Source organism: Amycolatopsis pigmentata (assembly GCF_042684065.1).
Lineage (GTDB): Bacteria > Actinomycetota > Actinomycetes > Mycobacteriales > Pseudonocardiaceae > Amycolatopsis_E > Amycolatopsis_E pigmentata.
On the sequence record NZ_JBHUKR010000032.1, the window covers coordinates 1 to 12,461 of the forward strand.

The 12,461-nt window shown below is 66.4% G+C and carries 11 protein-coding genes and 1 pseudogene; 9 read left to right on the forward strand and 3 right to left on the reverse strand.

Features of this window, described 5'->3' with window-relative positions:
- Window positions 1-262 precede the first annotated feature (262 nt).
- Complete coding sequence (locus tag ACFSXZ_RS40950) at window positions 263-1,024, forward strand: SGNH/GDSL hydrolase family protein (protein ID WP_378271944.1); 762 nt, start codon at window positions 263-265, stop codon at window positions 1,022-1,024.
- A gap of 193 nt (window positions 1,025-1,217) precedes the next feature.
- Here ACFSXZ_RS40950 and ACFSXZ_RS40955 read toward each other — a convergent pair whose 3' ends face one another.
- Together ACFSXZ_RS40955 and ACFSXZ_RS40960 are read right to left on the reverse strand one after the other, a co-directional pair.
- Window positions 1,218-1,661: an SRPBCC family protein gene (locus tag ACFSXZ_RS40955; protein WP_378271946.1), complete on the reverse strand. Its 444-nt coding sequence runs from the start codon at window positions 1,659-1,661 to the stop codon at window positions 1,218-1,220.
- Window positions 1,662-1,786: 125 nt separating this feature from the next.
- On the reverse strand, window positions 1,787-4,465 hold the full coding sequence (locus ACFSXZ_RS40960; protein ID WP_378271948.1) for an AAA family ATPase: 2,679 nt from the start codon (window positions 4,463-4,465) through the stop codon (window positions 1,787-1,789).
- 239 nt (window positions 4,466-4,704) lie between these two features.
- Between ACFSXZ_RS40960 and ACFSXZ_RS40965 the strand changes: the two genes are divergently transcribed.
- The 6 genes and pseudogenes from ACFSXZ_RS40965 to ACFSXZ_RS40990 all read left to right on the forward strand — a co-directional run bounded on the left by ACFSXZ_RS40965 (window position 4,705) and on the right by ACFSXZ_RS40990 (window position 9,407).
- Window positions 4,705-6,069, forward strand: coding sequence for an MFS transporter (locus ACFSXZ_RS40965; protein ID WP_378271949.1), 1,365 nt, complete (start codon window positions 4,705-4,707; stop codon window positions 6,067-6,069).
- A gap of 68 nt (window positions 6,070-6,137) precedes the next feature.
- Window positions 6,138-7,013: an SDR family oxidoreductase gene (locus ACFSXZ_RS40970; RefSeq protein WP_378271950.1), complete on the forward strand. Its 876-nt coding sequence runs from the start codon at window positions 6,138-6,140 to the stop codon at window positions 7,011-7,013.
- 33 nt (window positions 7,014-7,046) lie between these two features.
- Entirely contained in the window at window positions 7,047-7,463 is a 417-nt protein-coding gene (locus ACFSXZ_RS40975; protein ID WP_378271951.1) for a Dabb family protein, read from the forward strand.
- 370 nt (window positions 7,464-7,833) lie between these two features.
- Window positions 7,834-8,379, forward strand: a complete 546-nt coding sequence (locus tag ACFSXZ_RS40980; RefSeq protein WP_378271952.1) for a peptidase inhibitor family I36 protein — start codon at window positions 7,834-7,836, stop codon at window positions 8,377-8,379.
- A gap of 59 nt (window positions 8,380-8,438) precedes the next feature.
- Window positions 8,439-8,558, forward strand: a pseudogene (locus ACFSXZ_RS40985) (DUF72 domain-containing protein); the annotation flags it as partial.
- A gap of 228 nt (window positions 8,559-8,786) precedes the next feature.
- Window positions 8,787-9,407, forward strand: a complete 621-nt coding sequence (locus ACFSXZ_RS40990; protein WP_378271960.1) for a hypothetical protein — start codon at window positions 8,787-8,789, stop codon at window positions 9,405-9,407.
- Window positions 9,408-9,927: 520 nt separating this feature from the next.
- Here the strand turns inward: ACFSXZ_RS40990 and ACFSXZ_RS40995 are convergent.
- A complete protein-coding gene (locus ACFSXZ_RS40995) occupies window positions 9,928-11,427 on the reverse strand; it encodes a hypothetical protein (RefSeq protein ID WP_378271954.1) in 1,500 nt (499 codons plus the stop codon).
- Between the two features lie 368 nt (window positions 11,428-11,795).
- On the opposite strand from ACFSXZ_RS40995, the gene ACFSXZ_RS41000 reads away from it, so the two are divergent.
- Together ACFSXZ_RS41000 and ACFSXZ_RS41005 are read left to right on the forward strand one after the other, a co-directional pair.
- Window positions 11,796-12,041: a transposase gene (locus tag ACFSXZ_RS41000; RefSeq protein WP_378271956.1), complete on the forward strand. Its 246-nt coding sequence runs from the start codon at window positions 11,796-11,798 to the stop codon at window positions 12,039-12,041.
- A gap of 140 nt (window positions 12,042-12,181) precedes the next feature.
- Window positions 12,182-12,461: integrase core domain-containing protein (locus tag ACFSXZ_RS41005; RefSeq protein ID WP_378271958.1), on the forward strand; the 280-nt coding region annotated here is incomplete at its 3' end.

Below are 12,461 nucleotides of genomic sequence, written 5' to 3' on the forward strand. Positions count from 1 at the left end.
CCGCTACCGCACCAACACCCTCGCCAACCTCGCCCGCTGGGCCGGAATACACATCTAGCGAGCCGAAGAGGGCGGCCGCACCGCGGGGCACCCCTGGTGCTTGTTCTCCGTCGGCGTCTGGTTCTCGGGCGATGCGGCGCGGAGCTGGAGAACGCGCCACAGCACTGCATTCGGCCGCTGACGATCGGATTGACCGCTTTGGCCAGTTGGGTGGAGGTTGGAGCCGATCCGGTGGTGAAGCCGCCGGAATAGAGTGGGCGGCATGAGTAAACGCTTGGTGGCACTCGGCGATTCCTTCACCGAAGGTGTCGGCGACGACGATCCCGGCCGCCCGAACGGGGTGCGGGGCTGGGCCGACCGCGTGGCCGAGGTCCTCGCCGCAGGGCAGCCCGGGTTCTGCTATGCCAACCTCGCCATTCGCGGCCGGTTGCTGCGCCAGGTGCTGGCCGAGCAGCTCGATCCCGCCCTGGCGATGGATCCCGATCTGGTCACCCTGTACGCGGGCGGCAACGACCTCATGCGCCCCAAGGTGGACCTCGACGCTCTCGCCGAGGAGTACGACAAGGCCGTCGCGCGGTTGTCCGAAACCGGAGCCACCGTGGTGCTGTTTACCGCGGTCGACGGCGCCGAGGACCCGGTGTTCCGCCGGTTGCGCGGCCGCACCGCGATCTACAACGAGCACGTGCGGCTCATCGCCGGCCGGTACGGAGCGCGGCTGGTGGACCTGTGGGCGATGCGGCGGCTGGGTGACCGGCGGCTGTGGTCGGCGGACCGCCTGCACCTCAACGCGCTCGGGCACACCGAGGTCGCGATCGCCGTGCTCGACATCTTGGGTGTCCCGCACGAGTTGGCTCCCGCCGCGCTCGGGCCGCGCCCCGTCCTGTCGGTGCGGCAGCAGCGCGCCGAGAACCTGCGGTGGGCCCGCGAGCACGCGCTGCCGTGGATCGGGCGGCGGTTGCGGGGCGAGTCCTCCGGCGACGGCATCCACCCCAAGCGCCCGGCCCTCGCCCCCGTGGAAGGCTGAGGACGAAGGAATCCTTCACTCCAAGGGAAGGGCTGCCAGACCGGGAGGCACCGGTCAAGGGCGCTTCGCGGCCTCCTGCGAACCATTACCGGCACATTCCTTGCCTTCGTTTCAACGGTAACCCAAGCGGGCGCCAACCGGCCGGGTGGCGGTAGCCGACGCTGGTTCGGTGGACATCATTTCCGGTCGGTTCTCAGCGTGCGTTTTCCGCCGCTTTCTTCAGGTGGTTGAGCCAGGCGGCGAGGGATTGGTCGAGGGCGGCCCGCATGAACGGGATGTCAGCGCGAACCGGGTCTCCGTCCCAGGATTCCTCTGTGCGTACGCGTACTGCGGAACCGGTCACGTCGAAGGTCCACAGGTGGATTCCGGTGATTCCGTGGGCGGGGCCGCCCCAGACGATCCGGCGTGGCTCCTCCACTTCGTACACGGTGGACTCGATATCCAGGCCCCCGGTGCTCCAGCGGAACGTGGTATCCATCCTCAGTGGACAGTCGGCCTGTGTGGCGGTGATGTCCGGCTGCCATTGTGGCCAAGATGTCACGTCGGTGTGCAGTTGCCAGACACGTTGCAGCGGTGCGTTGATGACGGTTTCGCGACGGACGATGACCGGTGCGCTCAGGTCGATTTCGGTGATCATGTGCTCGCCTTCCTTGGCCCGGCGGCCGGTCCTTCGATCGGCTGCGCAGTGACACAAGGGTGCCTGGCGGGCCCGCTGTTCGCGTCGGTGAGAATTGCCTACCCGCGTTCGCGGCCAAGCAAGTACTAGGCGAGGTCAGGCAGGTCTTTGAGCTGCCTGCGGGAGGTGACGCCGAGTTTGCGGAAGACGTTGCGCAGGTGGGCGTCGATGGTGCGTGGGCTGAGGTACAGGTTCGCGGCGACTTCCTTCGAGGTCGCGCCCGCGGCGACCTGTCGCGCGATGTGCATCTCCTGCATGGTCAGATGGTCATAGGTGTGCTCGGTGCGGCGGCGGGCCACCTCGCCGGTCGCGCGCAGCTCGTTCGCCGCGCGTTCGGCGAACGCCTCCATGCCCATCTCCGACAGCTGTTCGTGCGCGATGTGCAGGTGTTCACGTGCGTCGCGGCGGCGGCCCTCGCGGCGTAGCCATTCCCCGTAGCGCAGGTGCGCCCGTGCGCGATGTGGGGCCAGTGGGCTGTCGGCCAGTCGCTCGATGGCCTCTCGGTGGTCGTCTTCGGCGTCGGTGACGAGCGCTGTGACGCCGGCGGCGATGCCGCTTGCCGTGCTGGTGCCGGCGGGTTCGGTGCGTTCGATGAGCGAGGCCAGCGCGGAGGTTGCGACGGCCTTCTCCCCGCAGCGCACCGCCGCCTCCACCAATTCGGGCAGTGCGAAGCCGGAGACGAAGAGATCGCCGGCCTCCGTGGCCTTGGTGGCTGCCTGCAGCGCGTCGCGGTAGTCACCGGTTCCGTTACACAGCACCGCGGTGGCCCACTGGACGTTGGTGAACAGTTGACCGGTGCCACGGCTCTTCGCGTCAGTGAACTCCTCGCGCGCCTCCCGGCGCCTGCCGCGCATCGCCGCCAGGTACACCCTCGGGTACATCTGAGGTACGTCGCCGGCGGCGTCGGCGATCGCTTCCTCTTCGGCGATCGCGGCTATGGCCTTCCCGAAGTCACCGGTGAGCACCGCGGCTATCGCCACTTGCGAAAGGCCGAGACGAATGGTGATCGGCGAGCCGGTGTTCCGCCCTGTCCGCACTAGCCAGTCGACGACCGCGGCGTGCAGGTCGAAGTCCCATAGCTCGCCCGCGAGCACGGTTGTCAATCCCGGCGCGTGCGTCCAGTCGGCGCCCTTGCCGGTGAGGACCCGCTTGAGCACGGGCACGCCTTCGCGGTGGCCCTTGGTGCGCAGCAGGATCAGCCCGTCGAGGAGGTCCGGTTGCTCCGCTGCCGGCGGGGCCGTGCGCGCCGCGTCGAGCACCCGGTCCATCACACCGGTGATCCGGCTGACGGCCATCGCCATCTCCACCGCGGCCACGAAATACCCGCGCGACCGCGCCGGATCATGTTCGGCGAGCCGCCGGGCCGCGCGCAAGATCAGGTCCGGTCCGCTGTCGGCTCCGTCCGCACCGCTGACCAACGCGATCTTCCCGCGCAACAGGTCGACGGACACCTGCCGGAGATCGTCAAGCGACCCGGTGTCGATGCTGGAGAGCAGGTCCGCCGCCGCGTCCGCCGCACCGGTGTCGAGCGTTGCTCGCGCGGCCGCGAGCGTGCGGTCGGTCCGCTTGTCCGGGTCGAGCGAGAGCGCCGCGGCACGTTCGAGGAACGCGGCGGCGGCGCCGGCACCACCACGCGCCTGCGCACGCGAGGCCGATGACTCCAACTCGGTGGCGACGTCCTCGTCCGGGCCGGCGGTAGCCTGTGCGCGGTGCCATGCCCGCCGGTCCGGCGCGGTGACCGGATCAGTGGCCTCGGCCAAGGCCCGATGCGCCGCATGCCGCTGGGCGGGTTCGGCCGCCCGGTATACCGCCGAGCGCGCCAGCGGGTGGCAGAACCGTACCCGCGCGTCGAACTCCACCAATCCGGATGCCGCTGAGTCCCGGCTCGCGGCGGGCAGGTCGATGTCCAGCAGCTTCGCTGCTGTCCACAGCAGGCTCGCGTCTCCGGTCGGTTCCACGCTCGCGAGGATCAGCAGCAGCCGTGCGTCCGTCGGCAGGTCCGCCAGCCTGGTCTGGAAACTCCACTCGATCCGGCTCACGACAGGCGACGGCGTAGGCAGCGCGAAGCCGCCGGCCTTCGGTAACTCGATCAGCGCCAGTGGGTTACCGCGTGCCTCGGCGAGAATGCGTTCGCGCACCCGCTCGTCGAGCGTTCGTGTCTTCTCCTCAGCCAACAACGCGCGGGCGTGTGCGTCCTTCAGGCCCTCGATGGTCAACCCGGGAAGCTCGTCAAACCCGGGGACGACTTCTTGGTCGCGAGCGGCGAACACCATCGCGATCGGCTCGGCGGCGATGCGCCTCGCCAGGAAAGTCAACGCTTTCGCCGACGCGGTGTCCAACCAGTGCGCGTCGTCGATGAGGCACAGCAGCGGACGTTCCCTGGCCGCCGTGGCCAGCAGTTCGAGGGCGGCGAGGCCAACGCGGAACACCTCCGGCGCGCCGTCGGCCAACCCGAACGCGATCCGGAGCGCGTCGCGGTAGGAGGTGGACAGTTCATCCACGCGTGCCAGCACGGGAAGGCACAGCTGGTGCAGTGCCGCGAACGGTAGCTCACCCTCGAATTCCGACCCGGACGCACGGATGATCTGGACCTTCCCCGCGGCCGCATGTTCGACGTGGTCCAGCAGGGCGCTCTTGCCGATCCCAGGTTCCCCACGGACGACGAGTGCACCACCCTGGCCCCGTTCCGCGGCGGTGATCAGCGCCCCGAGGCGACCGATCTCGTCGTGCCTGCCGACAAGCGAACGGGCGGACTGCGTAGGCATGGTGCGAACGATAGGCGTGGTGCCACCGCTATGGCATTAGTTCTCCGGCGATAGGTGACGGATCTAGGCAACTGTCACCGACGCGAGCGCGGGCGTACTCACGCGACCGTTGGTTCAGAACCTCCTCTGCCAGCCGAAACGATGAATTCATGTGGAAGGACGAAATGATGAATAGCCTTGCCACGGACCCCGGAGCGGTCACTCGCCCACGGACGTCGCGTGGAGTCGCGATTGCCGGCTTGGCGACGGCCATGTTCATGGTCATCCTCGACAGCGCGATGGTGAACCTTGCCGGGCCCACGATCCGTGCGGGCCTCGCGCTCACGGACATCCAGCTGACGCTCGTGATCGACAGCTATCTGGTGCCGTTTGCCGGCCTGTTGCTGCTGGGTGGCCGCCTCGCGGACTTGCTCGGCGGCCGAAAGGTGCTCCTGACCGGAATGGGCGCCTACCTGCTGGCCTCGATCGTGTGCACCGTCGCGACGAGCGGCGAGATGTTGATCGCCGCCCGGATCGGGCAGGGGATCAGCGCCGCGTTGGTCCTGCCTTCCGCGCTCTCGCTTGTGCTCGCTCTGTATCCGTCCCGCACCGAACGTACTCGCGCGATGGGCATCTGGGGCGCCGTCGCCGGTGCCGCCAGCCTGGGCGGTGTCTTCCTCGGTGGCTCGCTGACCGAGACGCTGGGCTGGGAGTCGGTCTTCTGGACCCCGGTGCCGTTCGGCATCCTCGGAGCCGTCATCGTGTGGCGCTCGGTGCCGTCCATTCCGGTCCGGTCCGGACACTTCGACGCGTTCGGCGCAGTCACGCTCACGGCCGGGATCTCCGCTCTCGCGCTCGGCATGATCTCGGCCTCGGAAGCCGGATGGGGCTCGCTGCTCGCCCTCGGCGGTCTCGCGGTCGGTGTCGCGTTCCTGGTCGCGTTCGTGGTCGTCGAGCGACGCTCCGCGCACCCGTTGGTGCCACTCGGTGTCTTCGGCCGGAAGCCGGTGGTCATGGCGAACCTCGTGATGCTGCTGGTCGGCGGCACTCTGACGAGCTTGTTCTTCCTCCTGCCGCCGTACCAGGAAGAGGTGCTCGGGATGAGCCCGCTGGAGACCGGAATGAGCCAGCTTCCCCTCGCCGCCATGATCATCGTGGGCAGCGTGCTCGCGCCGCTGCTGACGAAGCTGATCGGGCTGACCCGCGCGCTACCGGTCGCCCTTGCCGTGCTGCTGGCCGGCCTGCTGTGGCTGGCGTTCGATCTGACGCGCAGTGGGTTCTCCGCGTCGTTGCTGGGCGCGTTCGTGCTGATCGGCGGCGGCTTGGGTCTCAGCGCAGTCAACGCCACCGCGATGTCGGTGCGCGACGCGACCGAAGCTGAGGGCGGCCTGCTCAGCGGACTGATCAGCGCCGCACAACAGTTGGGCGGCGCCGTCGGGCTCGCCGGTCTCGTCGGGATCGTCGCCATCAGCAGCACCACCGGCACCGCCACGGCAACAGACGGAGGCATTGACTTCACGACCGCGTTCCTGGGTGCTGCCGCGGGCATCATCGTCGCCCTCGCGCTGTCGCTCTTCCCTGGCGCCAAGACACCGACTACCCCAAACCCAGCGGGCACACACTGACCCGTAACGAACCCCTCCGCACGAAACCGCCGGGAACCGCCCCGGCGAAACAGAGAACGGAAAAGACAATGAACTCGCTGAACACCCCCACCGTGCTCGTGACCGGTGCGACCGGAACGGTCGGCTCCGCCCTGGTACCCGCCCTGCAGGCCCGTGGCGCCGCCGTTCGCGCGATGACCCGCAACCCCGACCAGCCGGCCGCCCACGGGGAGAACACCGAAAACGTCACGGCCGACCTGAACGACCCGGAATCCGTCGCCGCCGCGTTGAAGGGCGTGGATGCGGTCTTCCTCAACAGTCCGTCGGCAGAGGATGCGGCAACGCTGCAAATCCAGTTCGCCGACCTCGCCCGGCAGGCCGGGGTGAGCCGGCTCGTGCTGCTGTCGCAGTACGCGGCACGCGCAGACTCCCCGGTGCGATTCCTGCGCTGGCACGCCGAGGTCGAAACACACGTGCACCAACTTGGCCTGGACCACACGGTGCTGCGCCCCAACCTCTTCATGCAGGGGCTGTTCGGCTTCGCCGGAATGATCGCCGCACAAGGTTTCTTCGCCGCACCGATCGGCGATGCCGCCGTGAGCCTCGTCGACGCCAGGGACATCGCCGAATCCGCCGCTGCCGTGCTCACCGGTACGGGGCACTCCGGCCGCACGTACACGTTGACCGGACCCCGCGCGGTCACGCACGACCAGATCGCCCACGAACTCTCGATCGCCGCCGGGCGGGACATCACGTTCGTCGACGTCTCCGCGGAGCAGTTCGCCGCCGCGCTGGCGGAAATTGTCCCGCCGTGGCAGCTCGACGGCCTCGTCGAGGACTACGCCCATTACGCCCGAGGGGAAGCCGCCGAGGTGCACACTGCCGTCACGGACCTCACCGGACAGCCCGCACGTGATCTCGCCGATTTCGCACGCGACCACGCGGCGGCCTTCGCTTCGGCATAACCCTGAGTGACACCAACGGAAAGGACAGTTTCGATGATTTACCACGGCATTCGTTTCACCCTCAAGCCCGACGTCACGGAGGACGAGGTGGCGGCAGGTCTGGAGGGCATGCGCAAGGCGAGCCGAGCCATACCGTCCATCAAGTCGTTCATCGTCGGCCGTGTCTTCGGCGGCGAGCACGATTACGGCGCGATTTCCGTGCTCGAGGACGTTGAAGGCTACGACGACATGATGAACCACCCGGCACACCTCGAAATCGACCGGATCGGACTTCCGTTGGTCGACAGGTTCGAGTCGTTCGACATCTCCGACGACCCGGACCCGGAGATGGGCGAGAAGCTCGCCGAGATTCACCAGCGCCGATTCGACAACCTGCCCGACATCGCCGAACTGGTCTCCGACATCGGCGAATACACCGGCAGCGCCGCACCGGAAAACAACGGCAACTGACGACCACTATGTGTGGAGAAGCGGCCGTGCCGTCCGGAAAACGGGCGGCACGGAGTCAAGCAGTCGAGAATTCCAGATCCTTCGACCGGGCAGCCACGATGTGGAAACCCCGCCGGCCACGAGAGGTTCTGCCATGCTCAGCGCGAGGGTGACCGACGCTCGCGAAGATCGGGAACCAGCGAGCGGGTCGCAGTACGTCTTGCGAGGCACTGGTGAGAGCCAGGTGCCGGATGCCGAGCAACAGGACCAGGATCGAGAGGTCGACTGCGGGAGAGACGAGCGGCGACCCGGATCGGGGCCACCCGGTCTGAGAGCGAGGTTGCAGATTCTGTCAAAGCCGAGCAGAAAGGTCAGGCCGTCGACCACGCCCATGATTACGGTGACGGCCTGGACGACAGCAACTCCGTGCGAGGCTGGTCGAGTTGGCGGGATCATCGACGGTCACCTGGTCGGCTCTTTTCGGACAAAATCACACGCGGAGGGTCTGTTGATGAAATATGGTAAACCAGCTACCAAGGGATTGTTTGCGGCGGCCGTGATCTCGGCCGGTATGGTCTCGTCGCTCGTCGCTCGTCGCTCGTCGCTCGTCGCTCGTCGCTCGTCGCTCGTCGCTCCGGCGGCAGCCGATGCCTCGACCTTCCAAGACTGCCCGCAAAGCTCGTTTTGCTTGTATGAGCACGCGAATTTCAATGGCTGGATGATATCGTTCACGCGGTCCAGCGTGACCATTGGCGGCGCCTGGATTCCGAACGACGCGGTCAGTTCCGCGGTGAACAAGAGCCCAGTCAGCTGGTGCGTCTATGAAAACTCCGATCGCAGCGGAAGGTTCGTCACCTTCCCCCCGAATACCCAGATCCAAGATTTCGAGACCTATAACTTCAACGACGCGGCGAGCTCTGTGGACATGTGCCCGTAGCCGGGACCCTGGTCAGGGCCGTTGTGTGGCTTACTCGCGCGAGGGGCGCGTCGCCGCACCGACCCCTGGGCCGGTACTCGATCGAGGAGACCGTCGTGGGGTGGCGGCCGTGGACGAGGGTGGTCGCCGGCTGGCTGCGCGAGGGCCGGTCGCCAACGGTCTTCGCGCACACCCCCGACACCACCCGTCGCCAGGCACGGCTACCTACCGGGCGGATCATGATCTCCGGCCCTTCGACCAGCACGTCATGGTTCGTATGCCGACACGGTAGGCCCACCGAATACGACCGCTCGGATCAGCCCCGCTCCACCCCTGCGAAGCAATTGTTTCCTAAGGCCGACAGAAGCCGGAAAAAAACGTTCGGGCGGGAGTATCCGGAGAATTTCGGCCGTGCTAGGGTTCCCGCCATGAATGCTGGTTTGGATCAGCTCGCGCGGCACATCGCCGGGCCACTGTGCACGGAACGCGCCGGGGGCGACGTCTGTGGCATCGACTGGTTCGACCGGGTGGGCGATCTCGTTGTGGTGGACGGAATCGTGGGCTGGATGACCCCGGAACTGTCCCGCGACGGCCCGTTCACGCACGAGGTGCCGCCCGGCACTTATCCGGTCTACGTGGGCGGCCGCGACTATTCCTCGAAGGGCGTCTCGGAAAACCGGGTGACCACAGTGGTCGTCCCGATGGCCGATGCGAACACCATCGTCAAGGCGGAATGGGACGAGGAGGGGTACGGCGACTACATGCGGCTGGATGACTACGCCTGCCTGTGGGACGAGCGGGCCTCCCGGGCCACGCTGCCGCACTGGGCCTTCGGCGATGCGGACAAGAGCGAGGCCATCCTGAACATCGAACGAATCGTGAAATCCCCGGAAGTCCTTGCCACCCGGGGAAAATGGCCCAACGTGGTCGTCGATCCGGCCACCGGCGCCAACGTGCTGGCCTTTCCCATCGCCGGCGACGGCCTCACCGGGTTTGAGGCCCGGGACCACACCGACGAAATCGTCTGCCTGCTGCTGGCCACCCAGTAGTGCTCGGCACGTACTAGACGTTTTGCGGTCCCGGAATGTTGCGTCTTCGCCGTGGGTCTCGGCATTCCCGCGGCAAACGATCATGAACGGGGTCAAGCGTCCGCTGATGCGCGTGTTCGCAACAGGGGCGTCGAACAGTTCCCGGGCCTGCCGTTCCGTTTCGGCGCCGTCGATGGCCCTGCCTTGTCGCCGCCACCGCCGCGGCACCTTGCGGCAGTAGTTACTGGTGCCCGCGATCCGGTTCCGGCTCCGCACCGCTCGGCCTCCGGCCCGACCGGCCCATCGCCACATGCGGAACCCGGCCCCGGAGGTAGTCTGCGCCGCACACCACACAGCCCGGCCCGTTCGCCTGTCAACGCCGTCAACCCGGTGATGATCCCGTCGGCGTTCGTCGAGAACCACCACGCGCGACCATACGACGAGTGCCCACCGGGCGGAAGGTGATTTCAGGCCCTTCGACCAGCACGTCGCGGTTCGTATGCCGACCGAAGAAAGCGTTCGCGCCGCGTGTCGACAGACACTAGTCGGCATCTACAGACTCTTGCTGGCAGTTTCGGGTGCGCCCGGTCTCGATCTGTTCAAAAATGCCAGCACATCGACGCCACGCGTCCGCGGCATCACTCCCCAGCACCCGGCCCAACTCCGGTGCCAGACTCAGGTTGTCGCGGCTGATCTGCGCGAGATCGTAGAGCAGCCTGAAAGTCCGCGGCCGTCGCCTGCCGAGCCTCGGGAGCACGAGTGACACGTCCTGCGCCTGAGCCTGGATAGCGGGCGGCCAGGCAGTGAGACCGATGGTGATCTTACCGATGGTGGCCTTCGGGTCGTGCCGCTGCCCTGAGCTCCACCACGTATCGAGTGCCTTCTCCAATTCCTGAACGCGAGCTGTCAGTTGGTCGATGCCGAGACCTCCCGATCGGCACAACTCGCCGGTCTCCTCGAACCACGCCCGCAGCCTCCGAGCGGGTGGTGAGTCACGGAGATGGAGTGCCTGCGCGACAACATCCTCCGGTTCGGCGGACTCCGTGAGCACGGCCGCCAGGAACAAGGGCAGCCTGACCTCGACGAGGTCCTCACCACCGCAAGAGGTACGCGCGATCTTCTGTCTCGCCGAGCGGACGTTCCCGGCCCTCCGTTCCTCCATCCTCCGGACGAGGTCTGCTGGGCTGAGCTCGTCCGGAGCCCGGTATTCGACGAACCGGACGCGCAGGGGATGTGGCGCGTAAGCGGACTTGGCGTGCGCGGCGAGCCGGTCGTAGTAGTAGGTCGCCGCGATATTGCGGACGAGGTCTAGTCCTGCGGTGACTTTCTCGTAGAAGTCCCCCGATTCGACCTGAGTCAGGTCGAACGGATGTAAGGTGATGTCGACGTCGCTCTGATAGTCCAGTTCGCGCTCACGCCTGGCAGCCTTTGTCGTGCTTTTGCCCCAACCTCGGCCACCGGCTGTAAGCAGCCGCGCCAAGATGCCGGCCCGGTTACGTGTGTTCTTCTCCGCGTTGTCCATGAGGTGAAAGATGGTTTGGTCCGTCGAGTCACCGCAGAGGAGCTCATCGGAGAACCCAGTGCCGAAGTAGCCATTGCTGATCCGCAGGTATGCGCCGAGCGCGTCCTGGTCTTCCAGTGTCCGGATATAGTCGCGGAAGTCTTCGGTGCGTGTGTGTTCCTGGGCGCGTAGGGCAGTTTTGGTGATCAGGCTCTGATGGTCATAGCCGCGATCGAGAACCGTCAGCAGCCCTGCAACACCGTCAAGCTCGTTGGGCGGCTCAAGCTCCAGCCAAGGTCGTGTCTTCGCCCAGCTTGGAGTGCCATAGGGCCCGACGCCGACTTCGTCGTACAGGACGATTGACTGCACTAGTTGGGCGAGTGCGAGGATATCGGCAGTCATGCGCAGGTCATCGCTGTAGGCGTAGTCCCATTTGTCAGCATTACGGTGCTTCTTGCTGCGAGTCCCCCACAGGTCGGGCTGCCAGCGGGACAACGCCCGAGCGGCACCCTGCAGCGTCATGTTGTCCAGGATGATCATTTTGGCCCCCTCATTGGATCCCCCGCAGTCTGCCGCATAGCGCGGATCGAGGATGAGTTGCCCATCTACGAATGGTGTAAGGAACCCGAGGATGACGACCTGGCGTATACCTGACGCATCACCGGGTCGGCTGGCGGTACATGTGGAGCCCGAGAAAGAGTGGGATGTCGACCCGGTGCTTCACGCCCGCCTGGAATGGAATTCCGCGCTGTCGGGGAAGGAGCGCCTGGGCCGGGTCAACCCCGCTGGTGATCGCGTCGCAGCACGTCGCGGTTCGTATGCCGACACGTCAGGCCCACCGACGTAGTCATTGTGCGTGAACCGCCCGGGTTCGATGGAGGCTCACTCGTTGAGTGAGGATGTGGGTCATGGCCGGGAAGAGGTACTCACGTGAGTTCCGCGAGCGCGCGGTTGCGTTGGTTTTTGAGCAGGTAGCGCACTGTTCGTCGCAGTGGGAGGCGATCTGCTCGGTGGCGGCGACGGTGGGTGTGTCGGGCGAGTCGCTGCGGAAGTGGGTGCTGCCCCTTCGGCGTTCTTCGCGAGGGAGCTCGACCCTCGACCCCCACGCTCGTAACGGACTATCAGGACCGGTTCGGAGTCGAGCCGATCTGTAGAGTGCTGACCGAATGCGGCATCAAGATCGCTCCGTCCACCTATTATGCCGCTCTGGCGCACCCGAATCACGGCGTGAGATCGAAGACGAGAGACTTATGACAGGAATTCCCAGTTCACGCAACATCTTATCGACGCGGGAATCGACGCGGCCATCGGCACGGTCGGCGACACGTACGACAATGCGCTAGCTGAATCCACGATCGGCTTTCATAAAACAGATCTGATCAAACCGCAAGGACCGTGGCACAATAAACACGAATTCGAGATCGCGACGTTCGCGTGGGTGGAGTGGTACGACAATCGTCGACTGCGCGAGGCCTGTGGCTACCGGCCACCGACCGAGTTCGAGACCTTGTACGAACTAGTACTGCAACGGCACTTAGGTGAGTGGGTATCCGCGTCTTTTGTAGTGGCTGAGC

What these genes read in the sequence shown, in the direction of transcription:
- ACFSXZ_RS40950 (WP_378271944.1), top strand. Translation starts at nt 263, where the DNA reads ATGAGTAAACGCTTGGTGGCACTCGGCGATTCCTTCACCGAAGGTGTC.
- ACFSXZ_RS40955 (WP_378271946.1), bottom strand. Translation starts at nt 1,661, where the DNA reads ATGATCACCGAAATCGACCTGAGCGCACCGGTCATCGTCCGTCGCGAA.
- ACFSXZ_RS40960 (WP_378271948.1), bottom strand. Translation starts at nt 4,465, where the DNA reads ATGCCTACGCAGTCCGCCCGTTCGCTTGTCGGCAGGCACGACGAGATC.
- ACFSXZ_RS40970 (WP_378271950.1), top strand. Translation starts at nt 6,138, where the DNA reads ATGAACTCGCTGAACACCCCCACCGTGCTCGTGACCGGTGCGACCGGA.
- ACFSXZ_RS40975 (WP_378271951.1), top strand. Translation starts at nt 7,047, where the DNA reads ATGATTTACCACGGCATTCGTTTCACCCTCAAGCCCGACGTCACGGAG.
- ACFSXZ_RS40980 (WP_378271952.1), top strand. Translation starts at nt 7,834, where the DNA reads ATGATTACGGTGACGGCCTGGACGACAGCAACTCCGTGCGAGGCTGGT.
- ACFSXZ_RS40990 (WP_378271960.1), top strand. Translation starts at nt 8,787, where the DNA reads ATGAATGCTGGTTTGGATCAGCTCGCGCGGCACATCGCCGGGCCACTG.
- ACFSXZ_RS40995 (WP_378271954.1), bottom strand. Translation starts at nt 11,427, where the DNA reads ATGATCATCCTGGACAACATGACGCTGCAGGGTGCCGCTCGGGCGTTG.
- ACFSXZ_RS41000 (WP_378271956.1), top strand. Translation starts at nt 11,796, where the DNA reads ATGGCCGGGAAGAGGTACTCACGTGAGTTCCGCGAGCGCGCGGTTGCG.